Origin of the sequence: Microbispora sp. H10830 (genome assembly GCF_014161375.1) — a bacterium.
Classification (GTDB): domain Bacteria; phylum Actinomycetota; class Actinomycetes; order Streptosporangiales; family Streptosporangiaceae; genus Microbispora; species Microbispora catharanthi.
Window position 1 is genome coordinate 116,828 of sequence record NZ_JABBWX010000001.1, and the last position, 25,634, is coordinate 142,461.

Sequence of the window (25,634 nt, forward strand, 5' to 3'; positions counted from 1 at the left end):
GCGCGCCGACGAATGCCTTCCCCGCAACAGACCAGGTCAACCATGCCCGGAGTCGTGCGCGCTCATTTCCTCGTAGTCGACAGCGTTTTCAGTGGGATAAGTACGCCACCACTCCAACCGGCTTCCGTACTTCGCTTATCAGCGGTTCGAGCACACAATTAACTGGAATTCGCCGAAATTTCGCGGCACGGGTGCCGACCCGTGCCGACCCGGGGCGCCCGGGCGATGATCGCGCGGCCGCTGAGCCGTCACTTCACGCCGGCCTCGCGCATGTCGCGGACCTCCCGCTTGAGCTCCTTGATCTCATCGCGCAGCCGGGCCGCCACCTCGAACTGCAGGTCGGCGGCGGCGCTGTGCATCTGCTCGGTCAGCGACTCGATCAGCGACTCCAACTGGGCCCGCGGCATCTCCCCCGCGATCGCCTTCGCGTGCTGGCCGGCCCCGCGGGACGCGAGGCCCGGCACCGGCGCCTTGCCGCGAGACTGCTGACGCCCGGCGCCGCCGAGAAGCTGGGCGGTGTCGGCGTCCTCGCGGACCAGGCTGTCCAGGATGTCGGCGATCTTCTTTCGCAGCGGCTGCGGGTCGATGCCGTGCGCCTCGTTGTAGGCGATCTGCTTGGCCCGGCGCCGGTTGGTCTCCTCGATCGCCCGCTCCATGCTCGGGGTGATCTTGTCGGCGTACATGTGGACCTGGCCGGACACGTTACGGGCCGCGCGGCCGATCGTCTGGATGAGCGAGGTCTCCGAACGCAGGAAGCCCTCCTTGTCGGCGTCGAGGATCGACACCAGCGACACCTCGGGCAGGTCGAGGCCCTCACGCAACAGGTTGATGCCGACCAGCACGTCGAACTCGCCCATGCGCAGCTCGCGCAGCAGCTCGATCCGGCGCAGCGTGTCGACCTCGCTGTGCAGGTAGCGGACCCGGATGCCGTTGTCGAGCAGGTAGTCGGTGAGGTCCTCGGCCATCTTCTTGGTCAGCGTGGTGACCAGGACCCGCTCGTCCCGCTCCGCCCGGGCCCGGATCTCCTCCATGAGGTCGTCGATCTGGCCCTTCGTGGGCTTGATGATCACTTCGGGGTCCACCAGGCCGGTGGGACGGATGACCTGCTCCACCACCTCGCCCTTGCTGCGGCCCAGCTCGTACGGACCCGGTGTGGCGGACAGGTAGACGGTCTGGCCGATGCGCTCCAGGAACTCCTCCCACTTCAGCGGGCGGTTGTCCATCGCGGACGGCAGGCGGAACCCGTGGTCGACCAGCGTCCGCTTGCGCGAGGCGTCGCCCTCGTACATGGCGCCGATCTGGGGGACGGTCTGGTGCGACTCGTCCAGCACGAGCAGGAAGTCGTCGGGGAAGAAGTCGAGCAGCGTGTGCGGCGCGGTGCCCGCCTCGCGGCCGTCGATGTGCCGCGAGTAGTTCTCGATGCCGGCGCAGGTGCCGACCTGGCGCATCATCTCGATGTCGTAGGTGGTGCGCATGCGTAGCCGCTGGGCTTCCAGCAGCTTGCCCTGCCGCTCCAGATCGGCGAGCCGCTCGGCCAGCTCCGCCTCGATGCCGGCGATCGCCCGCTCCATCCGCTCGGGACCTGCCACGTAATGGGAGGCGGGGAAGATGTGCAGCTCGTCGTCCTCGGCGATGACCTCGCCGGTCAGCGGATGCAGCGTCGCCAGCTTCTCGATCTCGTCGCCGAACATCTCGATGCGGACGGCCAGCTCCTGGTAGACCGGGATGACCTCGACCGTGTCGCCGCGCACCCGGAACGTGCCCCGGGTGAAGGACAGGTCGTTGCGGGTGTACTGCATGTCGACCAGCCTGCGCAGCAGCTGGTCGCGCTCGATCTGCTGGCCGACCTTGAGCCCGACCATCCGGTCCACGTACTCCTGCGGCGTGCCCAGGCCGTAGATGCAGGAGACCGAGGCGACCACCACCACGTCGCGGCGCGACACCAGCGACCAGGTCGCCGAGTGGCGCAGCCGCTCGACCTCCTCGTTGATCGAGGAGTCCTTCTCGATGTAGGTGTCGCTCTGCGGGACGTACGCCTCGGGCTGGTAGTAGTCGTAGTAGGACACGAAGTACTCGACCGCGTTGTTGGGCAGCATCTCGCGCAACTCGTTGGCGAACTGCGCGGCGAGCGTCTTGTTCGGCTGCATGACCAGCGTCGGGCGTTGCACCCGCTCGATGAGCCACGCCACCGTCGCGGTCTTGCCTGTGCCGGTCGCACCGAGCAGGACCGTGTCCTTCTCCCCGGCCCTGACCCGGCGCTCCAGGTCAGCGATCGCCGTGGGCTGGTCGCCGGACGGCGTCATGTCGGTGACGACCTGGAAGGGCGCGACCTTCCGCTTCAGGTCCATCATGGATGTCATCGCCGCTCAGCTCCTCACTCGCCCCGTCCACCGGCGCGGGCGGGCGTACAGAGACACTCGCGCCTGCTCCGGTTCACATGCATAACCTACGCGCGGCGACCGACAATTCCGGTCCCGATGCCCCCTCCGCCCCTCGCTTCCAGAACGCCGAGCCCCACCCGGCGAACCCTTTGCCGGACCAAGACGCTGTCGTTACGATTCGAGTCGGGGGCCGACACTGACGGGATGGCGGGGCTGACCTATGGCGGGGTTGCGGAGTGCCGTCGGCCAGTCGCTCGCGTGGGCGGCCAAGAACGTCGACGGGGCCATCGCCCTCGTCCTGGCCGTGGCGGTGGGCGTGCTCGGCGTGCTGCCCGATCGCGTGATCCCCGACGAGGTGAAGACGCAGCTCGTCAGCGGCACCACACTGGTCGTCCTGGCCCTGGTCGCGACCGCGCTGCTGCGCGACCGGGTTCGGCAGGAGCCCGTCGAGGAGGCCATGCACGCGGCCTCCGGCGTCCTCGCGCGGCTGCCCGAGCGCCTGGACCGCCTCGAGGAGCTGGAGGACCTGGTCGCGGGCACCCGCCGGGCCCTGGAGGACATGACGGTCATCCGCATCCTGGGCAGCCAGCACGAGATCGCGCAGGCGCACGCGGACGCCCGGAGGGGCACCGACCGCTGGACGTTCAAGGGCGGCACCGGCACCTACATGCGCGCCGTCACGCTGCCCGAGTGCGTGGCCGCCGCACGGCGCGAGAAGCGGCACCTCACGGTCCGCCTGGAGATCATCGACCCGACGGACGAGGCGGTGTGCGAGAGCTACGCGCACTACCGCAGGTCGCTGTCGGACCGCCCGGACGGCACCGGTGAGCTGTGGACGACCGACCGGGCCAGGAAGGAGTCGTACGCGAGCGTCCTGGCCGCGTTCTGGTATCGCCAGCGGTACGGCCTGCTCGACATCGCGGTGGGGCTCTCGCCGGTCATGACGACCTTCCGCTGGGACATGTCCGGCCGCGCCCTGATCATGACGTCCGAGGACCCCAACCGGGCCATCATCGCCTTCAGCGGCTCGTTCTTCTACGAGAGCTGCGGCACCGAACTGCGCACGAGCTTCGAGCAGGCCCGCCGCGTGGCGATCGACCGCTATCGGTCGGTGCCGCTGAGCGACGAGCCGACCGTCGAGGAGGTCCGCAGGCTGTTCGACCGCGTCGACCTCCCCCTGCCCAAGTCGTTCACCGACCGCGACGTGGTCGAGGTCACCCGCAAGGCGCTGCGCGCCAAGGATCCGTACGCGCCATGAGGTATGGGGACGTGCTCGACGTGCTCGCCGGCGGCGGCGTCCGCGAGTGGGCCCTCGGCGTGCTCGGCGAGATCGCAGAGGGTGGCTCGGGCGGGTCGGGCGTGCGGGGCGTGCGGCATCCGCTGGGGTTCCTCTGCCTGCCGCTGGTCCGCGAGGGAGACCTCGGGGTGTGCGTGCACGTGTGGACCGCCGCCGCGCGGCGCGCCCGCAGCACCACCTCCCAGGTCCACTGCCACAGCTGGGACCTGGTCAGCCACGTCCTGTACGGCCAGGTGCGCAACGTCCACGCCGTGGTGACCGACACCACCCGGTCTCCCACCCACCGCGTCTTCGAGGTGGTCAGCACGCCGTCGGGCGACCTCGTCCGCCCCACCCCGAGGACCGTGGCGTACGCCCCGGGACGCGCCGAGCTGTTCGGCGCCGGGGACACCTACACGCTCGTCGCGGGCGCCTTCCACAGCAGCGTCATCCCCGAGGACGGCGAGGCCGCCACCGTGGCGCTCGGCCACGGCCGGCCGGGCCTCGGGGACCTGTCGCTCGGGCCGCTCGCCACGCCCCTCCACCACGTCAGGCGGGAACGCCTCGACGACGCCGAGACCGCACGTGCCGCCGAGCTGGCCAGGAGGAGCCTGTGGACCTCGAACACGCCAGGCGGGTAGCCGTCGAGGCCGCCCTGGCCGCCGGGGCCGTGCTGCGCGAGAGCGCGCCGGGAGCGGTCGCCGTCCACGACAAGGGCGGGTCGGGCGACGTCGTGACCGACCTCGACCTGGCCGCCGAGAAGCTGATCCTCGACCGCATCCGGGCCGAGTTCCCCTCCCACCGGATCGTGGCCGAGGAGTCGGGCGTCCACGGCGATGACCGTCCGGACGGCGGATGGACCTGGCTGGTCGACCCGCTCGACGGCACGAACAACGTGGCGATCGGCCTTCCCGCGTACGTCGTGGGCCTGGCGCTGTGCGCCGGCGGCCGCCCGGTGCTCGGGGTGGTCCACGAACCGCTCTCCGGCCGCACCTGGTCGGCCGTCAGCGGCGCCGGGGCCCGCGGGCCGGCGGGGCCGCTGACCGGGCCGCCGAGCCGCGACCTCCGGCACGGGCCGGTACTGGCCTGGACTCAGGGCCACGGGGTCTCCCGGCTGGACCCGGCGGTGCGGTCGCTGAAGATGACGATGGACGCCCGCGCCCGGCGGGTGCTCCAGCTCTGGGCGCCGCTGATGTGCTGGGCCATGCTCGCGCGGGGCGACATCGACGGCATGATCGGCTACCGCGCGGAGGGACTCGACCTGCCCGCCGGGGCCCTGATCGCACGCGAGGCCGGTGTGGAGATCCGCACACTCGACGGCGGGCCGTTCGAGGCGTCCGCCGAGGGCCCGCCCGAGGACCGCAGCTTCGTCGCCGCGCCGCCCGCCCTGGTCGGGGACCTGCTCGACCTGGTCGCCGAGGCCCGCCGCCTGGCGCCCGCCCTGCCGCCGCTCTGACTCGCCGCCGACCCGAGTCAGTCGTCGAGGCCCGTTCAGTCGTCGAGACCACGTGCGGCGAGCGCCTCGCCCAGCGCGTCGGCGTGCCGCAGGGCGCCCACCACCAGCGGGACGGCGAAGGCGCGCGGGCTCCGCTCGACCCCTCTCGCGCGCTGGGCCTCCCGCACCCGGGTGACCAGATCCGCGATCACCGGCACGCTGCGCAGCGTGAGGGACAGCAGCAGCGACAGGCGGAACGGGTCGAGGCCGGCGAGCCTGGCGGGCGCGAGGCAGCGCTCCAGGCAGGCCATGAGGGCACTGGTGCGCGTCGTGAGGGTGACCAGCCCGGCCAGGGCGACGGCGAGCACGACCCGGAGCGTCGAGGACGCCGCCGTGGGCAGGTCCGCGAACACCAGCTGCACGCCGAACAGGGCCACGGCGAACCAGCGGACGGGCCGCACCTGCGCCCAGGCCGCCGCGACGCCGACGCCGGAGACGGCGTACAGCAGCACGACGGCGGCGGCGGCGCCCGCGAGCGCCGCGGGCGAGCGCAGCAGCAGGAGCGCCGTGCAGGACACGGCGAGCCCGGCGAGCTTGGCCCCTGCGGGCAGCCGGTGCAGGAGCGAATCGCCGGGCACGTAGGCGCCGGTGAGCCCGCTCACGCCATCATCTTCCTGTAGTGGCCGATCGCGGCGGCGGGCTCGGCGTCGGCGACGATGCGCCCCTCGTCGATCACGAGCACGCGGTCGAATTCCTCCAGCAGCGGGAGGTCGTGGGTCACCACGACCACCTGCTGCGGAAGAGTCCGGAGCAGCGCGGCGACCTGCCGGGAGTGACGCAGGTCGAGCAGCGTGGTCGGCTCGTCCATGACCAGGATCTCCGGTTCGAGCACCAGGACCGAGCAGAGGGCGAGCAGCTGCTTCTGCCCGCCGGACAGGTGATGCGCGGGATGGTCGGCGTGCTCCCCCAGGCCGTACCTCTCCAGGATCTCTCCCACCCGGCGCTCGACCTCCTCGCGCGTCAGCCCCTTGCGGCGCAGCGAGAAGGCCACGTCCTCGGCCACCGTGGGCATCACGATCTGCGCGTCCGGGTCGGTGAACAGGAAGCCCACGCCGCGCCTGATGCGGGCCGCGTGGCGGCGGGTGTCGAGCCCGGACACCGTGACGGTGCCCGAGGACGGCAGGACCAGGCCGTTGACGAGGCGGGCGAGCGTGCTCTTGCCCGAGCCGTTGGCCCCGACCACGCCCACGCGGCGCTCGGTCAGCGAGGCCGTGACGCCGCGCAGCACCTCGCGCTGCCCGAGCCGCACATGGACGTCCTCCAGCCGGATCACTCACACCACCTCGAACAGGGCGGCGATGCCGAGACCGCCGCCGACCGCGACCGCCGCGAGGCCCAGGGTCCCCGGCGGCGCCCCGAGGAGCCGGCTGAACAGCCGGGTCACCACCACCGCTCCGCTCGCGCCCCAGGGGTGGCCGAGGGCGAGCGCGCCCCCGTCGGCGCACACGCGGCCCGCGTCCGCGCCGAGAGGATCGAGGCCGAGCGCATCGGTGACCGCGAGCACCTGCGCCGCGAACGCCTCCACGATCTCCACCGCCGCCACCCTCTCCAGGTCCGCTCCGGCCCGCCGCAGCACGCGCCGTACGGCCGGCACCGGTCCCCACCCGGGGAGCGCGGGGTCGCAGCCGGCGACGGCGCCGGCCAGCAGGCGCAGACCGGGCAGGCCGGCCGCCGCGCGGAGCCGCTCGGGCACGACCGCGACGGCCGCGGCGCCGTCGCTCACCGGGGAGGAGTTGCCGGCCGTCACCGTACCGCCCGGCACGAACGCGGCGGGCAGCCGGGCCAGCGACCGCGGCCGCAGCACGCGCGGCCGCTGGTCGTCCGTCCGGCCGCCGATCGGGACGATCTCGCGCGTGAACCGCCCGGCCTCCCGTGCGTCCAGCGCCAGGGCGTGGCTCCGGCAGGCGTACGCGTCCTGGCGTTCCCTGGTCACGCCGCGCGCGGCGGCGAGCGCCTCGGCGGCCGGACCCATGTCCGGGTCGGGGTGCCCCTCCGGGGCGAACGGCGCCCGCTCGTACGGCACACCCGGCTCGCCCTCCCTCCGGCGAACCCGCAGCGGAGCGGTGGAGGCGCTCTCGACGCCCCCGGCGACGACGAGCTCCGCCTCGCCGCAGCGGACCGACTGCGCGGCCAGCAGGATCGCGGCGAGCCCGCTGCCGCACTGCCGGTCGACGGTGACGCCGGGCACCTCGTGCCCCAGCCCGGCGGCCAGCGCGCAGACCCGGGCGAGGTTGCCCCCGGGCCCCGTGCAGTTGCCCAGCACCACGTCGTCCACCGGCACGCCGAGAGGCGCCACGTCGCGGGCGATCGCCTCGATGACGGGTGCGGCGAGTCTGTCGGCCGTCAGGCTCCGGAACGCGTGGCCGGCGGTGCCGATGGGGGTGCGGCGGGCCGCCACGACGACCGCGTGCTCGTCCATGTCAGGCGAGCCGCCGCAGGCCGGGATCGTCGCCGGCGGCCAGACGGGCGGCGACGAGGCCGCGGGCCGGCTTCCCGGTGGGGGTCCGGGGCAGGGACGCGGCGGCGTACCAGCGCCGGGGCCGCTGGGCCGGGTCGAGTTCGGCGCGCGCCGCCGCCTCCAGCGCGGACCTCACCACGTCCTCGCCCTCGACGACCGCGGTGACCACGGCGCCCAGGTAGGGGTGCGGCGTGCCGACCACGACCACGTCGTCCACTCCCGGCACCTTCCTCAGCACCTCCTCGACGTCCTCGGGCACCACCGTGGCGCCGCCGGTCTGGATCGCGCCGTCGCCTCGGCCGCGCAGCCGCAGGACCTCGCCGGGCCGGTGCGGCTCCGCCAGGTCGCCGACCGTCATCCAGCCGCCGTCATCCTGCCGCAGGGGGCCGGTCGCACCGGCCAGGTAACCCTCGCAGAGCCACGGGGAGCGCACCCACACCTCGCCCAGAACCTGCCCGGGCGGCACCCGGACGTCGATCTCGACGCCGGGGAACGGCCGCAGCCCGGCGCCCTCGGCGTCCACGGCGACGAACGACAGCTCGGTGGCGCCGTAATAGGAGACCACACGCACTCCGGCCGCCGCTGCCCGGGTCCTGGCGGCGGCGTCCAGGGCGGCCCCGCCGACCACGGCGGTGCGCAGTGGGCCCCCGCTCTTCTCCAGGGCGTCCAGCACGGCCGGCAGGCGGTGGGGCACCACGTGGACGACGGTGGCCCGCCGCAACTGATCCGCCAGCAGCGACGGGGACCACCGGCCCGGGACCACGGCGGTCGCGCCCGCCGCCAGCGTGTGCACGGCGGCGAAGCCGTACAGGGAGGAGACCAGCGGGCCGGGGATCAGCACGACGTCGCCGGGGCCGATCGCGGTCATCTCGTCGAGGTGGCCGAACGACCCGGTCCACGAGGCCCGGCCGCGCACCACGGCGCGGGGCCTGCCGGTGCTGCCGGAGCTGAAGCAGGCCCAGGTGAGGTCGTCCGGCGCGGGACGGTGCCGTACGGGCGGGCCGTCCGCCTCCGGCAGCGGGGCGTCGAAGCGGGCGACGGCCGGCACCGCGGCCATGACCTGCGCCCGCCGTTCCTCGCTCCAGGCGTGGTCGCATAGCAGCGGCGTGGCCCCCGCCAGGTCGGCGGCGAGCACGGCGACGAGCAGGGCCACCGGGTCGGCCAGGGCGACCGCGACGAGCGCACCGCGCCCGACGCCCTCGCCGGCCAGACCGCGGGCGGCGCGACCGGCCCGGGCCGCGAGTTCGGCGTAGCTGAGGTCGCCTCCGGGACCGGACAGCGCGATCCGGTCCGGGCTGGCCGAGGCGTGTCGTATGACCTGCGCGGCTACCGGCACGGGCGCGTCACCGCCCCCCTGCCCGCAGCCGCTCGCGGTGCACCGCGGGGACCGCGTCGGGGTAGGCCCGCTGGGTGCCCCTCGCCACGATCGACGCCAGCACCGCCTTGGCCAGGTCGCCGGGCAGGAAGGCGGCGCTGAGCACCGCGGTCTTGCCCAGGGACAGCCCGGTGACCAGGGCCTGCACGGGGATGCCGCACAGGTAGACCACGCCGACGCCGCCGGCGAGGCAGGCGGTCACCAGCCGCACCGTGGACGGCGTGCGCCCGCCGCGTTCGACGATCCATCCGGTCAGGGCCGCGCCGGGAAGCCAGCCGAGCAGGAAGCCGGCCGAGGGCCCGGTGAAGACGCCGAGCCCGCCGCGTCCGCCGGCCAGCAGGGGCAGCCCGGCGGCGACCAGGACGAGCAGGACCACGACGGCGAGGGCGGACCGCCACGTGCCGAGGATCGCCCCGGCGAGCATGACGCCGAGCGTCTGCAACGTGATCGGCACCGCGTCGCCGAAGATGTTCAGCGCGCCCGGCATTCCGAGCACGGCGATCAGCGCGGCGAAGACGCTGACCCTGGCGACGTCCGCCGCGGGGAAGCGCCGCCGAGGCGGACTCTGTTCATCTGTCACGGATCGATCCCATACCAAGACCCTCCGTACGGCGAATGAGGATTCCCACAACTTTCCGCCGTGTCGTTCTCACCGGCGCCCATAGCCGCCGGCCGCCCCGTGACCGAAGCGCCGGAGGCGGCCTTGCCGCTGTCTACCGGAAGGCTTCGACGTTGCGGCGGGCCCACTCGGCGAAGGGGCGGGGGGCTCGGCCCAGCACGTGCTCGACGTCCGGGCTGAGCCGCAGTTCGGCGGCGTTGGGCTCGCCGAGGACGGCCAGCGAGGTCTCCAGGGACGGCTCCGGCATGAACGCGGCCATCCGCGCCTGCGCCTCGGCCCGGGTCAGCTCCACGAACCGCACCGGCTCGCCGAGGGCCGCGCCGATCGCCTCCGCCTGCTGCCGGGGTGTGACGGCCGCCGGCCCGTTCAACTCGTAGGCACGACCCGCGTGCTCGTCCTTGCGCAGGGCCACGGCCGCGACCTCCGCGATGTCCGCCGGATCGATCACAGGGATCCCGACGTCGCCGAACGGCGCGGCGACCGTCCGCTCGGCGCGTACCGACTCCGCCCAGGCGTAGGCGTTGGACGCGAAGACGCCGGGCCGCAGGATCGTCCAGGCCAGGCCCGACTCGCGCACCGCTTCCTCGACCGCCCGCATGACGCCTCCGTGCGACGCCGACTCCGGCCGGGTCACCACGCCCTGCGAGGAGAGCAGCACCACCCGCCGGACCCCGGCGGCCCGGGCCACGTCCAGGATGGCTCTCGGGTCGAGCCCGACGCCGCCCGTGCCGCCGTCGTGCAGGAACAGCGCCTCGGCACCGTCGAGGGCGGGCCGCAGGGTCTCCGGCGCGGCCAGGTCGGCCCGCACGTGTCCGGTCCCCCTCGGCAGGTTCACCGGGGCTGTCCCCCTCGACACCGCCGTCACCAGCTCCCCGGCGTCCGCCATGGCCCGCACCAGTGACCGACCGACGTTCCCGGTCGCACCCGTCACCACAATCATGATCAACTCCCGCGTCTTTCCCTGTGGCTTCTCGCGATGACGGTGACGCTAACAGCCTCCGTATAGTAGGTACCTAGAGGAAAGTAACTACCTCAGAGGGGTGCAACGCATGGCGACCGAGACGAGCCGGCCGGCGGCCGACGCCGCGACCGACCCCGAGCTGGCCTGCCCGATCTCCCCGGTCGTCGACATCGTGTTCAGCCGGTGGACCTCGCCCATCCTCTGGTCGCTCCAGGCCTTCGGCCGCCAGCGGTTCGTGGAGCTGGAGCGGCGCATCGAGAACATCACCCCCAAGGTGCTCACCCAGCGCCTGCGCCAACTGGAGCGCGACGGCCTGGTCGTCCGCACCTACCATCCCGAGGTGCCGCCGCGCGTCGAATACGAGATCAGCGAGCTCGGCCGCACCCTCTCCCCCCTCTTCGCCCAGATCGCCGAGTGGGCCGCCACCAACATCGAGCACGTCGAACGGGCACGGCGACGCTACGACGACGCGGGGGCGCCCCGCGGCTGAACGATCCGCGAGCGCCGGAGGCCCGGCCGGGGCGGCCCTCGGGCGGCGCCTCAGGCGGTGAGGATCAGGACGGTCACCGTCGCGGCGAGACCGGTCACGGCGAGGCCCGCGCCGGTGACGACGAACTTTGCCAGCGGCACCCGCACGTCCCCCCGCCGGCACCACTCGAACCACAGCAGCGTCGCGAGCGAGCCCCACGGCGTGATCACCGGGCCCAGGTTGGTGCCCGCGAGCAGCGACAGCAGCTGCGTGTGGTTGGCCGCGGGGATGACCTGCTCACCCGCGACGTACGCCGGGAGGTTGTTGAGCACGTTGGACAGCGCGGCTCCGGCGGCGGCCGCGCGGTAGGCGCCGTCCCCCTCTCCGCCCACGCCGATGAGCGCGCGCATCATGTCCGCCAGGCCGAGGCGGCTGAGCGTCGGGACCACGAGGAACAGTCCGGTGACGAAGACCAGCAGCCGCCAGGGAATCAGGCCCCACACGAGCTTCGCGCGGTCGCGCCAGGCGAAGGCGGCGACCACCGCGACCGCGGCGACGAGAGCCGCGACGCCGATCTCCACGCCCGCCAGGATCGCGGTGATGAACAGCAGGCACGCCACCCCGGCGACGCCGAACAGCACCCGGTCGGCCACCGGCACCGGAGGCGGCGGCACATAGCGGTCCTCGCCCCGCTCGCCGCGCCGCCAGTAGAACGCCCATAGGAACGCCATCGTCACCGCGATCGACGCGACCTGAGGCGCCCACATCCGCGCGGCGAACTCCTGCGTGGTCAGCGCGACCCGGTTCATGGCGAGCAGGTTGGTGAGGTTGGAGACCGGCAGCAGCAGGCTCGCGGTGTTGGCCAGCCAGACCGTGGTCATCACGAGCGGCAGCGGCGCGATCTTCGCGCGGGGCGCCAGGGCCAGCATGACCGGCGTCAGCAGGACGGCCGTCGTGTCCAGGTTCAGGACGATCGTGACCAGCGAGGCGAAGGCCGTGCAGAGCAGGAAGAGAACGGCGTAGCTCCCCCTGCCGACGATCGCGATGCGGGTCGCGATGACGTCGAAGACCTGCGCCTCCTTGGTCAGCTCCGCCAGCACGATCACCGCGCCGAGGAACAGCAGCAGCGGGGCGATGCGTTCGATGCTGTCCCTGGCCTCCTCGGCCGGCAGCAGGCCGGTGGCCACGAAGACCAGGCCCGCCGCGAGCAGCCCGAATCTGATCCAGTCGAGAACGCTCAGTCGCCGCAGCCCGGTCGCCACGCGCACACCCTATCTCGCCGCCCACCGAGATGATCGATCCCCTCCAAACCGTCGGTGGCACCGGGAATACTGGGCTCCATGACGCACACGGGGCGGGGGGACGCGCGGACCGAGATCTTCGTCAGCTACTCCCCCGCCGACGAGCGGTGGGCGACGTGGATCGCCTGGCAGCTCGAAGCGGCCGGCTATCGCACGATGCTGCAGGCGTGGGACTTCGTGCCGGGCACCAACTTCATCGACTTCATGGACCGGGGGGTCAGCGAGGCCGACCTGGTCGTCGCGGTGCTCACCCGCAACTACCTGGGTTCCCGGTACGGCAGGCTCGAATGGCAGGCGGCGCTGCGCGCCGATCCCGACAACCCGTCCAACAAGCTCGTGACGGTCCGGCTGGAGGACTGCCCGCTCGACGGCCTGCTGTCCACGATCACCTGGGTGGACCTCCTCGGCGTGACCGACCCCGCCGAGGCGCGGCGGCTGCTGCTGACCCGGATCCGGCAGGCGCTGGCCGGCCGGGCCAAGCCGGCCGAGCCGCCCCGGTTCCCGGCGGGGCCGGGCACGCACGCCCTCCAGCCGCCCGCCGACCCCGCGCCCCCCGCCGTACGCGTGCCCCGGGCCCGGCGCACCCCGGCGGCCGAGCCGGCGTTCCCGACGGCCGAGCGCGCGGGCGGCGCCTCCTCGGTGACCGTGCTGCACGTCGCCGGGCCGCGGTTCGGGCGCGGCCTGGCCGAGGCGGACGAGCCGCTCGACGCGGGCGAGTTGCAGGCGAGCGTGTGGGCCGACCTGACCCGCCTCGCCGACGCCGGGGTGCCCAGGCCCGACCTCCTGATGGTGACCGGCGACCTCACCGAGTCGGGCAGCATCCGCGAGAGCGAGCAGGCGCTGGCGTTCCTCACCGGGCTGCGCGTGCTGCTGGGGCTGGAACCCGGGCGGCTGGTGGTCGTCCCCGGGCCCCGCGACGTCACCAAGGCGGCCTGCCGGGCCTACTTCGCGACCTGCGAGGCCGACGACGTGCGCCCGCAGCCGCCCTACTGGCCGAAGTGGCGGCACTTCTCCACGCTCTTCGGCGAGCTCTACCAGGGCCTCGACGGCCCGGCGTTCGACAGCGCCCAGCCGTGGACGCTGTTCGAGCTGCCCGAGCTGCGCACGGTCGTCGCAGGGATCAACTCCACGATCGCGATGAGCCACCGCGAGGAGGACGACTACGGCTTCGTCGGCGAGGCCCAGGCGGCGTGGTTCGCCGAGCGGCTGCGGCCGTTCGAGGGCTGGCTGCGGCTCGGCGTCGTCGCCCATCCCCCGCGCCCCGGCCTGCGCGACGCCGCGACCCTCGAACGGCTGCTCGGCTCCCGGCTCGACCTGCTCGTCCACGGGCGGGACGCCCGGCGCGGCGGACCGGAGGAGGTCTGGGATCTGGAGGGGCTGCCGTGCGTGCCCGCGCTCGCCCCGGGCCGTCACCAGATCCTCCAGGTCACGCCCCAGGGGCTGCGCCGGTGGACCCGGGACCGGCCGGAGCTCGGCGACCCCGAGACCCTGCCGTACGGCTGGCGCGGCTGGCGGCCGCAGACCCCCGCCGCGGCGGCTCCCGAGCCGCCCGCGCGGGAGCCGGAGGAGCCCGCGGGCCCGGCCGACCTGCTGCTGGACCGGATCGCCGAGGTCTGCGAGACCCGCTTCGAACGGGCCAAGATCCGCCGTGTGGCGGGCGATCCGCCGCGCCTGCTCGTCACCCACCCCGAGGACGGGTTCGTCCGCCAGGTTGTGATCGGCGCGCACGCCGGGGAGCTGGACCAGGCGCGGGTCGAGGCGTTCCTCGGTCACGTCCACGCGGCGGGGCTGGAGCACGCCGCCGAGCTGGTCTACCAGGGACCGCAGCCGTCCCGGGCGTTACGCGACGACGCGCTGCGGCGCGGGCTGCGGCTGCGCAGCTTCACCGAGTTCCAGGGCCTGCTCGACCTGTCGTCCTACGTGGCCGGCCAGACGGCCAGGCTGCGCGGCGACCGCCGCTACCCGCCGGAGCTGTACGTGCCGCAGCGGTTCAGGGAGCTCGACCGGACCGGTGGCGAGGTGCGCGACGACCTGACCGACGAGCTGATGCGGCTGCTCGCGGCTGACCACGGGCGGTTCGCGCTCGTGCTCGGCGACTTCGGCCGGGGCAAGACGTTCTCGCTGCACGAGGTGGCCAGACGCATCCCCGCCGAGCTGCCGCACCTCACGCCGATCCTGATCGAGCTGCGCGCCCTCGACAAGGCGCACTCGGTCGCCGGGCTGGTCGCGGCGCACCTCGCCAACCACGGCGAGGAGCTGATCGACCTCAAGGCGTTCCACTACATGCTGCGCCAGGGCCGCATCGTGCTGCTGTTCGACGGCTTCGACGAACTGGTCACCCGAGTGACGTACGAGCGGGCGGCCGACCACCTCGACACCCTGCTGCGCGCGGCGGAGGACAAGGCGAAGATCGTCGTTGCCGGGCGCACCCAGCACTTCAAGTCGCGCAGCCAGGTGATGACCGCCCTCGGGGAGAAGGTCGGTCTGCTGCCGAACCGCCGGGTGCTCAGCATCGAGGAGTTCACCGAGGAGCAGATCCGCGCCTACCTGGTCAACCGGTACGGCTCGCAGCAGGCGGCCGATGACCGGATGGCCCTGCTCACGGGCATCGGCGACCTGCTCGGCCTGGCGCACAACCCCCGCATGCTCAGCTTCATCGCCGACCTGCCCGCCGAACGGCTGCGCGCCGTCGCCCGGGCCGGGGAGGCGATCAGCGCCGCCGGTCTCTACCAGGAGATCCTCGACACCTGGCTGGCCTTCGAGGAGGAGCGCGTACGCGGCGTGGCCGGAGCCCCCGGCGGGCTGACCCGCGAGGAGCTGTGGCGGGCCGCGACCACGCTCGCGCTGCGGCTGTGGCAGACCGGCGAGACCTACCTTCGGCCGGCGGAGCTGGCCGAGGTCGCCGACACGCTCACCGGCCTGGCCGCCGACACGCAGAGCCGCGTGCCGTACGCGCCTGGGGCCGGTTCCGAGCAGGCGGAGCGCACAGGCCCGGCCGATGCGGACGGCGCCGGGACCACGAGAGGGCAGGGGTCCGCGCGGCTGACACCCGAGCAGGCCGCGCACGCCGTCGGGGCCGGCAGCCTGCTGGTCCGCACCGACGAGGGATTGTTCGGGTTCATCCACGCCTCGGTCGTGGAGTGGCTGGTGGCCCGGCACCTCGCGGGGTCGCTCGACGCCGGCCACGCGCCGGGGCTCGGCCTGCGGCCGTTGTCGGCGCTGGCCGTCGACTTCCTGTGCGACCTGGCCGACGCCTCGCGGCTGCAGGCGTGGGCGGCCCGCACGCTCGCCTCCCCCGGCGCCGGCGACGTCGCACGGGCCAACGCCATCAAGGTGACCACCCGGCTGCGCACCTCGGCCAGGACCGACCTGCGCGGAGCCCGGCTCAGCGGCGAGGACCTGTCCTACCGCGAGTTGCAGGGCGTGGACCTCACCGGCGCCGACCTGACCGACACCCGGCTCGTCGGGGCCGACCTGTCCCACGCCGTGCTCAGGAACGCCCGGCTGGCCGGGGCGCGCCTGGACGAGGCCGTTCTGGTGGGCGCCGACCTGCGCGGCGCCGACCTCACCCGAGCCCGGCTCGCCCGCGCCGACCTGCGGGACGTCGCGGTCGAGGGCAGCCGCTGGGACCGGGCCGCGCTCATCGACGTCACCGGCATCCCCCGGGGAGCACCGGAGCTGCGCGACGCGGCCGTGGCGCCCGCCGTCCCCGGCACGGACGGCGGGCGGGTCGGCGGCGAGCTGGCCCCCGCCGTCGTCGGCGTGCCGTACGGCTACCACTTCGAGAGCAGCCGCCTGCCGGAGCCGGTCGCCTACGACCCCGGCGGCGGCGTGATCGCCCTGGGCGGGGAGGACGGCGGCGTCCTGGTCTGCGACAGCGTCACCGGGTCCGCCCTGCGCACGCTGCAGGGCCACCGGGGCCGCGTCTACAAGGTCGCCTACGGCGAGACCGGGCTGGTGACCGGCGCGAACGACGGGACCGTCCGGGTGTGGGACCCTGCCACCGGAGAGCCGACGCACGTCCTGCGCGGCCATCCCGAGGGAGTGTGGCCCGTGGTCACCTCGGGCGACCTGATCGCGGCCGGCGGCGCGGACGGGATCATGCGGGTCTGGGCGTCCGGTGAACTCGCATGGGAGCTGCCCGGCCACACCGCTCCGATCTACACGGCCGTGTTCCTGCCGGGGCTGCTGGTGACCGGCGACAGCGCGGGCGCGATCCGCGTGTGGGACCTCGCCACCGGGCAGGTGCGCCACCACCTCCACGGCCACAGCGGAGCCGTCTACCGCCTGGTCCTCAGCCCCGACGGCACCCGCCTGGCCGCCGGCGACGGCCAGGGCGTGCTGCGCGTCTGGGACCCCCGCACCGGCGTCCCCCTGCACGAGCTGACCGGTCACCCCGGCCGGATCTACTCGCTCGCCTTCCACCCTGAGGGCCGGCTGCTCGCCTCCGGCGACACGGAGGGAGCCGTACGGCTGTGGGACCCGGCCACGGGCGCGGCCGCCGGCAGCCTCCCGGGGCACCGCGGCGCCGTCTACCAGGTCCTGTTCGACCCCACCGGCGAGCTGCTGGCGACCGGCGACAGCGACGGGGTCGTACGGATCTGGGACCACCGCACCGGGCAGGCGCGTGCCGAGCTGACCGGGCACCGGGGCTCCGTGTGGCCGTTCGCGTTCCGCCCCGACGGCCGGCAGCTCGCGACCTGCAGCAACGACGGCACCGCCCGCCTGTGGGACCCGCACACCGGTCAGTGCGTCCAGACGCTGCGCGGCCACGGCCGCCGCATCACGTCGGTCCGCTTCTCCGCCGACGGCGGCATGCTCGCCGCCTGCGGCAACGACGGTTACGTACGGCTGTGGGACCCGGTCACGGGCCGCCGCCTGCGTTCGCTCACCGGGGCGGCCGACCGGCTGGTGTCGGCCGTCTTCAGCCCGGCCGGCCCGCTGCTGGCGACCGCCAGCAACGACGGCGGCGTCTATCTGTGGAACCCGGTGGCCGGGACGTACGAGCGCGAGCTCAACGTGGAGACCGACCATGTGTGGGCCGAGGCGTTCAGCCCCGACGGGCAACTGCTGGCCACCGCGAACGACGACGACAGCGTACGGCTGTGGTACCGCCCCTCCGGGCGGCAGGTCGCCAACCTCGCCGGTCACCGGGGGCGCGTCAGGTCGATCGCCTTCAGCCCCGACGGCAGGCTCGTGGCGACCGGCTGCGACGACCGCAACGTGCGGCTGTGGGACGTGTCGACCGGCCAGTGGGCGGCGACGTTGAGCGGCCACGACGATCGGGTGTACGCGGTGACCTTCTCCCCGTCGGGCGACCTGCTGGCGAGCGCGAGCAACGACGGCACCGCCCGCCTGTGGGACGTCGCCTCCGGCGAGTGCCTGCACGTCCTCGCCGGCGGCGGGCGGCTGTGGACGGCGGCCTTCAGCCCGTCGGGCGACCTGCTGGCCACCGCCGGGGACGATCTCGCCGTCCACCTGTGGGACCCGGCCTCCGGCGCGCGTGTCGGCGCCCTCGCCGGTCACGGCCGCCGGATCTGGTCGGTCGCGTTCCACCCCTCCGGCGACCTGCTCGCCAGCGCCGGAGACGACGGCGTGGTGATCCTGTGGGACGTCCCCCGGCGCGAACGCCGCGTCACGCTGCTCGGCCTGCCGGAGGGATGGGCCGCGTTCTCACCCGGCGGGCTGTACAAGCTGGAAGGCGACGTGACGGGCCAGTTCTGGTACGTGATCGGCATGTGCCGGTTCGAGCCCGGCGAGCTGGACGAATACCTGCCCGAGGTCAGGCGGCTGGCCCTCGACGAGCCGTTCTGACGACGGGAGGGTTCAGTGCTCGCGGGCGGTGCGGAGCCCGGAGACGACCATGTGGGCCAGCAGGGCGTGGCTCTCGTCGAGGTCCTCGGCGAGCTGGAACGCGCCCGCCGCCTCCAGGACGGCGAAGCCGTGCATCGCGCCGCGCAGGCAGCGGACCGCGTGTATCGCGGCCGAGCCCTCCAGCCCGTACGATCGCAGCGCGGCGAGCATGATGCCGACCAGCCGGTCTCCTGTCTCGGCCGTCTCGGGCCGCGGCGCCTGGATCATCGCCGAGTAGCGGTGCGGATGCCGGTAGGCGTAGGAGCGCCAGGCGTCCATCAGGGCGCGCACCGCCTCGTCGCCGGACCGGCCGAGCACCGCCTCGCTCGCGACCTCCGTCAGCTCGCCCATCACCCGCCCGGACACCAGGACGCGTAGGTCGGCGAGGTTGCGCACGTGCTTGTAGAGGGAGGGGGTGGCGACACCCGCCCGCCCCGCGACCGCGGACAGGGTGAGCGCGTCGGGGCCCTCCTCGTCCACGATCCGCAGCGCGAGGTCGACGACGGCGTCCGGGGACAGTGCAGCCCTAGCCACGGGCCCGCTGCTTGAGGAACGCGAGTATCGCGGCGGCGACCTCGTCGGGGTGCTGCGCGTGCGGGTAGTGCCCGGCGCCGTCGATCATCACCACGTCGCCGAGCCCCTGCGGCATCCCGGCCACGACGCCCTCCGCCTCGGCCCGGGGGTCGGCCCAGTCGGGGTCGCGGGTGCCCATGACGACCAGGGCGGGGCAGCGGATGCCGTCGAGGTGGGCGCCGGCGTCCGTGGGCGCGGACGCGCCCATCGCGCTCACCACGGCCATCCGGCCCGGCCTGCGCAGGTCGCTTTCCAGGGCGGCCAGGTAGTCCGCCCAGTCGGCGGGCTTGGCACCGGGATAGGCGTGGTCGAGGTAGCTCTTCCACAGCCCGGTGCTGCGGAGGAGCGCCACGCCCATGAGCCGCGTCATGCCCTTGCGGTAGTGGCCGTTGCTCAGCAGCCCGCCCAGGTCGGGCTTCTGGGCCCGGGTGAAGGGATCGACCTCCACGAGGGCGCCGACCAGCTCGGGCCGCTTCGCGGCCGCGATGGTGGCCGCTCCCCCGGCGAACGAGTGCCCCACGACGACGGCGGGCCCGCCCAGGTGCTCGATCAGGGCGACGATGTCGTCCGCGGTGTCGGTGCGGGTGTAGGAGTCCCAGCCGAGGCTCGACTCGCCGTGCCCGCGCAGGTCCATGGTCGCCACGCGATATCCGGCGGCGGCCAGCGCCGGGGCGAGGAAACGGTAGGCGCGCCGGCTGTCCCCCATGCCGGGGACCATCACGACCAGCGGGCCCTCCCCCGTCACGTCGTACGCGATCTCGCCTTCGCCGATCTTAAGGAACTCGGTCACGCCATCCTCCAGGCTCAAATGCATAGCTCAAAGGCTAATGGCATTAGCCACATGCGTCAAGACAGGGCCTGTCGCTGGAAGACCGGTTGAGGCATCGATGCGAGCGACGGCCGCTCTCGACCTTCCTGCCGCTACTAAGGTTGTGGACGTGAGCCCGAGGCCCGTGCGCGCGATGGACGCCGACGAGAAAGTCGACCGGCAGGCGCTGATCCTCGAGGCGGTGCTTCGACTCCTGTCCCTGCAGGGCATATCCGGGGTCAGCATGCGTGCCGTCGCGCGTGAGGCCGGGGTCTCGCTGGGGCTGGTGAACTACCACTACGAGGACAAGACGAGCCTGATCCGTGCGGCCCTGCACCGCATAGAGGAGCAGGACATCGCACTGGTCGAGCCGGACCTCGCCCTCGAACCGGAAGAGCGGCTGCGTGCCGCGCTGACACGGGTGGCCGACCCGGAGTTCCTGACGACGGAGTACCTGTCCCTGCGACTTCAGCTCTGGGCGCTCGCCCAGGCTCACCAGGACTTCGAGCGCATCAACACGGAGGCTCAGAAACGCTACCGCGCCGGGCTTGCCGCCCTCATCGGCGCGGCTCGCCCCGAGCTGCCACCCGACGAGTGCGGCAAGCGGGCCGCCGACATCGACGTCATCCAGAACGGTCTGTGGCTCACGGCCCTGCTGGGGCTCGACCGCGCCTCGATCAGCAGGAGCGTCGCCCGCTGCGAGGAGATCGCACTCGCCGACTGACCGGCGACCTTGAACGAACGTCCAGGAACATATTGAACGATCGTTCAGGCCCTCGTATGCTCCCGCCATGGCACCAGTCACCATGGCCGACGTACGCCGCGTCGGCACCGGATTCCACAAGGACCCAGGACGATCGATGTCGCTGCGGGCGGAGACGTACACGGACCCGCGGTGGCTCGACGTCGACGTCCGGGCTGTCTTCGCCCGCACCTGGCAGTGGATTTGCCACGTGGAGAAGCTCTCGTCGCCCGGCGGCTACGTGTCGGCCACCGTGGCCGGCATGCCGATCGCGATCGTGCGCGACCGTGACGGAGCGCTGCGCGCGTTCTACAACGTCTGCAAGCACCGCGCCCACGAGCTGCTCGCCGGCTCCGGCACCACGCGCAACATCGTCTGCCCCTACCACGCGTGGACCTACGGCCTGGACGGGCAGCTGAAGGCGGCTCGTCGCGCCGACAAGATGGAGACCTTCGACAAGAGCGAGATCTGCCTCGACCAGGTGCTGGTGGAGGAGTTCGGCGGCTTCGTCTACGTGAACCTGGACCCGGGCGCCGCTCCCCTGGCCGAGCAGGCCGGGGATCTGGCGGCCGACATCGCCAGGTGGGCCCCCGACGTGGCCGGACTGACCCACGCGAAGCGGTTGACCTACGACATCGCGTCCAACTGGAAGAACGTCGTCGACAACTTCCTGGAGTGCTACCACTGTCACATCGCCCACAAGGAGTTCGTCGACCTCGTCGACATGGACACCTACGAGGTGAAGACCCACGGCATCTGGTCGAGCCACTTCGCCGAGGCCGGCAAGCAGGAGAACGCCGCGTACGACGTCGCGGGTGCGTCGGTCACACAGCACGCGGTGTGGTGGCTGTGGCCCAACACCTGTCTGCTGCGATACCCCGGTCGCGGCAACTTCATGGTCTTGCAGATCATTCCGGCCGGTCCCGCCCGCACCCTGGAGACCTGGGACTTCTACTTCGAGACGGCCGAGCTCATGGACGCCGAGGTGGAGGCGGTGCGATACATCGACGAGGTGCTGCAGCAGCAGGACATCACCATCGTGGAGAGCGTCCAGCGAGGCATGAACACACCGGCCTTCGACCAGGGCCGCATCGTTTACGACCCGTCCGGCTCAGGGCTGTCCGAGCACGGCGTGCATCACTTCCACGGCCTGGTCCTCGACGCCTACCGGTCGTGGGTGGAAGGCACCGCCGAGCGCGGTCGCACCGCTGAATAAGGACGTCGGCTTTACGCTGTAGATTAGCAAGGGGGTCGGGACGTCCATGAGACTTCCCGGGCGTAGACAGCCCGGTCAGCCCTTCGCGGAGACCCGGGCGCTCAGGTCCTGCCAGACCTTGTCGACCCGGGCGTCCAGGTCGACCAGGGAACCCTCGTTGCGGATCACGATGTCGGCGATCCTCAGCCGGTCCTCGCGGGAGGCCTGGGCGGCGATCCGGGCGCGGGCGTCCGCCTCCGGCATGCCGCGAAACCGCAGCAGACGCTCCAGCCGCACCTCGTCCGGTGTGTCCACGACGATCACCACGTCGTACAGGGGGGCCAGGTTGTTCTCGGCCAGCAGCGGCACGTCGTAGACGACGACCGCGTCGTCCGGGGCCTCTCGCTGGAGCTGCTCACTGCGCTCGCCCACCTTCGGATGGACGATCCCGTTGAGGACCTTCAGCTTCTCGGCGTCGGCGAAGACGATCGCGCCGAGCCGTTCCCGGTCGAGCGTGCCGTCGGACCGGATCACGTCCTCGCCGAACGCCTCGACGATCTCCGCGAGCCCGGGGGTGCCGGGCTCCACGACCTCTCTGGCGATCTTGTCAGCGTCGACGACGACGGCGCCGCGCGCCGCGAGCCGGCGCGACACCTCGCTCTTGCCCGAACCTATGCCGCCCGTGAGCCCAACTTTCAGCACGTCCCGCAGCCTATCGGGCGGACTGGTGCCGGGGCTCCCGGCGCAGATGGACCAGCGTCAGGTGGTCCTGCACCCGTTCCCGCTGGGTCTCCCGGTAACCGAGCCGGCGGTAGAGCCGCAGGTTGCCCTCCGACAGGTGCCCCGTGAACAGGTCGAACACCGCCACCTCGGGCACGGCCTCGTGGATCGCGGCCAGCAGCGCACTGCCGATCCCCTGCCCCTGCCGGTCGGGCGCGACCACGAGACGGCCCACCAGGCAGGTCGAACCGGACATCTGGCCCCGGACCGCGCCGACCAGCCGCCCGCCGTCCGTCGCCTTGAGCACGACCGCCGTCTCGATCACCGTACGCACCTGGTCGAGCGACTCGACGAGCGGCGCGATGAACGGGTCGCCGTAGAGCTGCGCCTCGGTCACGTACGCGGCCCGCTGCAGGGTGAGGAGCTCCCCCGCGTCCGCGGGCACGGCCCTCGCGATCTCCACCACGAGGGCCACCCTATCGGCACGCCTGCCTCCGCCAACCGGCGGAAGCTGTCCCCCTGCTCGCGACGAACCATGGAAAGGGGAAAGGCCCCGCCGAAGCGGGGCCTTTCGTGGTGCTGTGGAGGACTCGGCTGGACCTCCGGTCGGGAGACCGGGTGTCAGCTCTGGCCGCCCGCCAGCTTCTCGCGCAGGGCGGCGAGGGCCTCGTCGGAGGCGAGGGCGCCGCCGCCGGACTGCGCGGAGGTCGTCTCGCCGCTGTAGGACGACGGAGCGGCCTCGCTGGCCGCCGCCTCCTCCTGGCGGGCCTTCTCGATCTGCGTGCGGTGCGCCTCGAAGCGGGCCTGGGCCTCGGCGTACTGCCGCTCCCACTCCTCACGCTGCTTGTCGAAGCCCTCGAGCCACTCGCCGGTCTCGGCGTCGAAGCCCTCGGGGTAGATGTAGTTGCCCTGGTCGTCGTAGGTCGCCGCCATGCCGTACAGCGTGGGGTCGAACTCGACCTCGGCGCCGACGCCCTCGTTGGCCTGCTTGAGGGACAGCGAGATGCGGCGACGGTCCAGGTCGATGTCGATGATCTTCACGAAGATCTCATCGCCGACCTGCACGACCTGCTCCGGAATCTCCACGTGGCGCTCGGCCAGCTCGGAGATGTGGACCAGGCCCTCGATGCCCTCCTCGACCCGGACGAAGGCACCGAACGGCACCAGCTTGGTGACGCGGCCGGGCACGACCTGGCCGATCTGGTGGGTCCGGGCGAACTGCTGCCACGGGTCCTCCTGCGTCGCCTTGAGCGACAGCGAGACCCGCTCGCGCTCCATGTCGACGTCGAGAACCTCGACCGTGACCTCCTGGCCCACCTCGACGACCTCGGACGGGTGGTCGATGTGCTTCCAGGACAGCTCGGACACGTGCACCAGGCCGTCGACGCCGCCGAGGTCCACGAACGCACCGAAGTTGACGATCGAGGACACGACGCCCTTGCGGACCTGGCCCTTCTGAAGGGTGTTGAGGAACGTCTGGCGAACCTCGGACTGCGTCTGCTCCAGCCAGGCACGGCGGGACAGGACCACGTTGTTGCGGTTCTTGTCCAGCTCAATGATCTTGGCCTCGAGCTCGCGCCCGACGTACGGCTGCAGGTCGCGGACGCGGCGCATCTCCACCAGGGAGGCGGGGAGGAAGCCGCGCAGACCGATGTCGAGGATCAGGCCACCCTTGACGACCTCGATGACCGTGCCGGTGACGATGCCGTCCTCGTCCTTGATCTTCTCGATCGTGCCCCAGGCGCGCTCGTACTGGGCGCGCTTCTTGGACAGGATGAGGCGGCCTTCCTTGTCCTCCTTCTGGAGAACCAGGGCCTCGACGTGCTCTCCGACCTCGACAACCTCGGCCGGGTCGACATCGTGCTTGATCGAGAGCTCGCGCGACGGGATAACGCCCTCGGTCTTGTAGCCAATGTCGAGCAAGACCTCGTCTCGATCGACCTTGACAACGGTGCCTTCAACGATGTCTCCGTCGTTGAAGTACTTGATGGTCTCGTCGATCGCGGCGAGGAAGGCCTCCTCGGAACCGATGTCGTTGACCGCTACCTGCGGGGTGCTCGAGGTGGCCTCAGTGCTGCTCGTCATGTGTGGAATTGCTCCGAACCGGACAGATGTCGTTGTGACAGAAGCGCGGCGGGCCGTTTTTCGTTCACTGGATGATGCTGCTTCCTGGTAGCCACCAGATGACCGAGCGCGAGCCCGCTCCGTCCGTGACGCGCGCGAGCCCACAGCGCAGCGATCAGCATATGAGACGGAGCGAGCTGGGTCAATCCGAGGCAACCAGACGAACGCCTAGTACGTGATCACCGACTTCGCCCGGGCCGGCGAGAGCGTTGCCCGGAGTTTACGCGGCACCGACACTCGGGCCGGATCCCCGTCCGACGTATAACGCTCTCCTGGATGTTTGGCGAGCCAGTCGAGCCAGTAGGTCGTGCACCAGCGCCGGCACTCGCCGTGTTTTCCATTGGACTGGATCCTCGGGATCGCGTATCGCGGGAAACTTTTCGCGTAGGGCGAAACCGTGGGCTGCGCCCCGGCCAGGAAGACGGCGTCGAAGTGGTAGCGGGTGCCGTCCCACGTGCCGTCGTGCGCCCTGCTCAGCTTCCTCGGCCGCGACCCGTACGGCAGCGCGAAGGTCGTCGAGTCCGGCGCGCCGATCTTCTTCAGCAGCCGCTCCTGCCGGACGATCTGCTCGCTGACCCGCTTGTTGGAGAGCCGGCGCAGATCGGGATGGGAGTAGGTGTGGTTGGCCACCTCGAAGCCGTGGTCGGCCAGCCACTTCACCGCCTGTTTCTGCCGCTCCCGGTCGCGCAGGCCGAAGGGGTCGCGGTTGACCCAGAAGGTGGCGGTGGGCCGGAAGTTCGGGTACTTCGCCGCGACCTCGTAGATGATGCCGACGGCCGTGTCGTTCTTCGGCATGCCGTTCTGGTCCATCGCGAAGTGGCTGGGGTGGCCGTCGTCGAAGGTCAGGACGACCGGATGGGTCCCGGCCGGGATGTCGATCTTCCTGGCGACCAGTTCGGCCGCGGTGATCGGCACGTAGCCGTCCTTGGCCAGGCGCTCCAGTTCCTTGCGCAGTTGGGCGGGGGTCCGGTCGATGGACGCCAGCCGCTTGGGCAGGATGCGGTGGTACATGATCACGGGCACCAGGCCGGCCTCGTTCGCCTTGACCTTCCTCGCCGACTCGGCGGTCGCCTTCGGCGGGGCCGCGCTGGGCGAGGGCGACGGCGACCGCGGCTGGGCCCGCACCTGTGACCGTTCCCCGCCCGTGGACCGGGGCAGCAGCACGAGCGCGACAAGACCGATCACGACAACGACGACATTGGCGATTGCAGTCATTCGGGCAAGGTTGCGCACAGTTATTTGACCTTACTGCCCGACGTGTCCGTATTCACATGTGTTGCAATT

General features: G+C 72.5%; 21 protein-coding genes. 7 read left to right on the plus strand and 14 right to left on the minus strand.

What is annotated here, in order from left to right:
• Positions 1 to 248 precede the first annotated feature (248 nt).
• Positions 249 to 2,360 (minus strand): excinuclease ABC subunit UvrB, encoded by a 2,112-nt coding sequence (gene uvrB / locus HHX35_RS00585; protein ID WP_220504869.1) that lies wholly within the window; start codon positions 2,358 to 2,360, stop codon positions 249 to 251.
• A gap of 241 nt (positions 2,361 to 2,601) precedes the next feature.
• Between uvrB and HHX35_RS00590 the strand changes: the two genes are divergently transcribed.
• The 3 genes from HHX35_RS00590 to HHX35_RS43035 are packed head-to-tail and all read left to right on the plus strand — an operon-like array spanning position 2,602 to position 5,113.
• Positions 2,602 to 3,639: a hypothetical protein gene (locus tag HHX35_RS00590; RefSeq protein WP_182897095.1), complete on the plus strand. Its 1,038-nt coding sequence runs from the start codon at positions 2,602 to 2,604 to the stop codon at positions 3,637 to 3,639.
• Positions 3,636 to 4,298, plus strand: coding sequence for a hypothetical protein (locus HHX35_RS43030; RefSeq protein ID WP_182897096.1), 663 nt, complete (start codon positions 3,636 to 3,638; stop codon positions 4,296 to 4,298). The genes HHX35_RS00590 and HHX35_RS43030 overlap by 4 nt, the downstream gene beginning before the upstream one ends.
• Entirely contained in the window at positions 4,271 to 5,113 is an 843-nt protein-coding gene (locus tag HHX35_RS43035; protein ID WP_182897097.1) for an inositol monophosphatase, read from the plus strand. Before HHX35_RS43030 ends, HHX35_RS43035 begins: the two co-directional genes overlap by 28 nt.
• 35 nt (positions 5,114 to 5,148) lie before the next feature.
• Here HHX35_RS43035 and HHX35_RS00605 read toward each other — a convergent pair whose 3' ends face one another.
• The 6 genes from HHX35_RS00605 to HHX35_RS00630 form a co-directional block, all read right to left on the minus strand.
• Positions 5,149 to 5,754, minus strand: coding sequence for an energy-coupling factor transporter transmembrane protein EcfT (locus tag HHX35_RS00605; protein ID WP_182897098.1), 606 nt, complete (start codon positions 5,752 to 5,754; stop codon positions 5,149 to 5,151).
• Entirely contained in the window at positions 5,751 to 6,425 is a 675-nt protein-coding gene (locus HHX35_RS00610) for an energy-coupling factor ABC transporter ATP-binding protein (RefSeq protein WP_182897099.1), read from the minus strand. Before HHX35_RS00610 ends, HHX35_RS00605 begins: the two co-directional genes overlap by 4 nt.
• Positions 6,426 to 7,571 (minus strand): thiolase family protein, encoded by a 1,146-nt coding sequence (locus tag HHX35_RS00615; protein WP_182897100.1) that lies wholly within the window; start codon positions 7,569 to 7,571, stop codon positions 6,426 to 6,428.
• A gap of 1 nt (position 7,572) precedes the next feature.
• Entirely contained in the window at positions 7,573 to 8,946 is a 1,374-nt protein-coding gene (locus HHX35_RS00620; protein WP_182897101.1) for an AMP-binding protein, read from the minus strand.
• 7 nt (positions 8,947 to 8,953) lie between these two features.
• Positions 8,954 to 9,565, minus strand: coding sequence for a biotin transporter BioY (locus tag HHX35_RS00625; protein ID WP_182897102.1), 612 nt, complete (start codon positions 9,563 to 9,565; stop codon positions 8,954 to 8,956).
• A gap of 133 nt (positions 9,566 to 9,698) precedes the next feature.
• Positions 9,699 to 10,544 carry an NAD(P)H-binding protein gene (locus HHX35_RS00630; protein ID WP_182897103.1) on the minus strand — a complete coding sequence of 282 codons (846 nt, stop codon included), beginning with the start codon at positions 10,542 to 10,544 and terminating at the stop codon, positions 9,699 to 9,701.
• 109 nt (positions 10,545 to 10,653) lie between these two features.
• Here HHX35_RS00630 and HHX35_RS00635 point away from each other — a divergent pair, with 109 nt between their 5' ends.
• Positions 10,654 to 11,055: a helix-turn-helix domain-containing protein gene (locus tag HHX35_RS00635; protein WP_182897104.1), complete on the plus strand. Its 402-nt coding sequence runs from the start codon at positions 10,654 to 10,656 to the stop codon at positions 11,053 to 11,055.
• A 50-nt stretch (positions 11,056 to 11,105) separates the two neighbouring features.
• On the opposite strand, the gene HHX35_RS00640 is transcribed toward HHX35_RS00635, so the two are convergent.
• Entirely contained in the window at positions 11,106 to 12,296 is a 1,191-nt protein-coding gene (locus HHX35_RS00640) for an SLC13 family permease (protein WP_182897105.1), read from the minus strand.
• A 78-nt stretch (positions 12,297 to 12,374) separates the two neighbouring features.
• On the opposite strand from HHX35_RS00640, the gene HHX35_RS00645 reads away from it, so the two are divergent.
• Positions 12,375 to 18,149 (plus strand): TIR domain-containing protein, encoded by a 5,775-nt coding sequence (locus tag HHX35_RS00645; RefSeq protein ID WP_182897106.1) that lies wholly within the window; start codon positions 12,375 to 12,377, stop codon positions 18,147 to 18,149.
• Between the two features lie 12 nt (positions 18,150 to 18,161).
• Here HHX35_RS00645 and HHX35_RS00650 read toward each other — a convergent pair whose 3' ends face one another.
• Entirely contained in the window at positions 18,162 to 18,722 is a 561-nt protein-coding gene (locus HHX35_RS00650; protein WP_182897107.1) for a TetR/AcrR family transcriptional regulator, read from the minus strand.
• Positions 18,715 to 19,551: an alpha/beta fold hydrolase gene (locus HHX35_RS00655; RefSeq protein ID WP_182897108.1), complete on the minus strand. Its 837-nt coding sequence runs from the start codon at positions 19,549 to 19,551 to the stop codon at positions 18,715 to 18,717. Before HHX35_RS00655 ends, HHX35_RS00650 begins: the two co-directional genes overlap by 8 nt.
• 148 nt (positions 19,552 to 19,699) lie before the next feature.
• On the opposite strand from HHX35_RS00655, the gene HHX35_RS00660 reads away from it, so the two are divergent.
• Both HHX35_RS00660 and HHX35_RS00665 read left to right on the plus strand, forming a co-directional pair.
• On the plus strand, positions 19,700 to 20,293 hold the full coding sequence (locus HHX35_RS00660) for a TetR/AcrR family transcriptional regulator (protein ID WP_310738825.1): 594 nt from the start codon (positions 19,700 to 19,702) through the stop codon (positions 20,291 to 20,293).
• Positions 20,294 to 20,360: 67 nt separating this feature from the next.
• Positions 20,361 to 21,527: an SRPBCC family protein gene (locus HHX35_RS00665; protein WP_220504872.1), complete on the plus strand. Its 1,167-nt coding sequence runs from the start codon at positions 20,361 to 20,363 to the stop codon at positions 21,525 to 21,527.
• A gap of 75 nt (positions 21,528 to 21,602) precedes the next feature.
• On the opposite strand, the gene coaE is transcribed toward HHX35_RS00665, so the two are convergent.
• The 4 genes from coaE to HHX35_RS00685 all read right to left on the minus strand — a co-directional run bounded on the left by coaE (position 21,603) and on the right by HHX35_RS00685 (position 25,565).
• The gene (gene coaE, locus HHX35_RS00670; protein WP_182897109.1) at positions 21,603 to 22,208 is read right to left on the minus strand and encodes a dephospho-CoA kinase; all 606 of its coding nucleotides are present in this window, start codon (positions 22,206 to 22,208) and stop codon (positions 21,603 to 21,605) included.
• A 10-nt stretch (positions 22,209 to 22,218) separates the two neighbouring features.
• A complete protein-coding gene (locus HHX35_RS00675; RefSeq protein WP_182897110.1) occupies positions 22,219 to 22,692 on the minus strand; it encodes a GNAT family N-acetyltransferase in 474 nt (157 codons plus the stop codon).
• A gap of 155 nt (positions 22,693 to 22,847) precedes the next feature.
• Entirely contained in the window at positions 22,848 to 24,311 is a 1,464-nt protein-coding gene (gene rpsA, locus HHX35_RS00680; protein WP_182897111.1) for a 30S ribosomal protein S1, read from the minus strand.
• Positions 24,312 to 24,518: 207 nt separating this feature from the next.
• A complete protein-coding gene (locus HHX35_RS00685; RefSeq protein ID WP_182897112.1) occupies positions 24,519 to 25,565 on the minus strand; it encodes a polysaccharide deacetylase family protein in 1,047 nt (348 codons plus the stop codon).
• Between the last annotated feature and the right edge of the window lie 69 nt (positions 25,566 to 25,634).

Excerpts from the sequence above, each read along its gene's own strand:
- uvrB (WP_220504869.1), bottom strand. The coding sequence starts at position 2,360 with ATGACATCCATGATGGACCTGAAGCGGAAGGTCGCGCCCTTCCAGGTC.
- HHX35_RS00590 (WP_182897095.1), top strand. The coding sequence starts at position 2,602 with ATGGCGGGGTTGCGGAGTGCCGTCGGCCAGTCGCTCGCGTGGGCGGCC.
- HHX35_RS43030 (WP_182897096.1), top strand. The coding sequence starts at position 3,636 with ATGAGGTATGGGGACGTGCTCGACGTGCTCGCCGGCGGCGGCGTCCGC.
- HHX35_RS00615 (WP_182897100.1), bottom strand. The coding sequence starts at position 7,571 with ATGGACGAGCACGCGGTCGTCGTGGCGGCCCGCCGCACCCCCATCGGC.
- HHX35_RS00630 (WP_182897103.1), bottom strand. The coding sequence starts at position 10,544 with ATGATTGTGGTGACGGGTGCGACCGGGAACGTCGGTCGGTCACTGGTG.
- HHX35_RS00635 (WP_182897104.1), top strand. The coding sequence starts at position 10,654 with ATGGCGACCGAGACGAGCCGGCCGGCGGCCGACGCCGCGACCGACCCC.
- HHX35_RS00645 (WP_182897106.1), top strand. The coding sequence starts at position 12,375 with ATGACGCACACGGGGCGGGGGGACGCGCGGACCGAGATCTTCGTCAGC.
- HHX35_RS00665 (WP_220504872.1), top strand. The coding sequence starts at position 20,361 with ATGGCACCAGTCACCATGGCCGACGTACGCCGCGTCGGCACCGGATTC.
- rpsA (WP_182897111.1), bottom strand. The coding sequence starts at position 24,311 with ATGACGAGCAGCACTGAGGCCACCTCGAGCACCCCGCAGGTAGCGGTC.
- HHX35_RS00685 (WP_182897112.1), bottom strand. The coding sequence starts at position 25,565 with ATGACTGCAATCGCCAATGTCGTCGTTGTCGTGATCGGTCTTGTCGCG.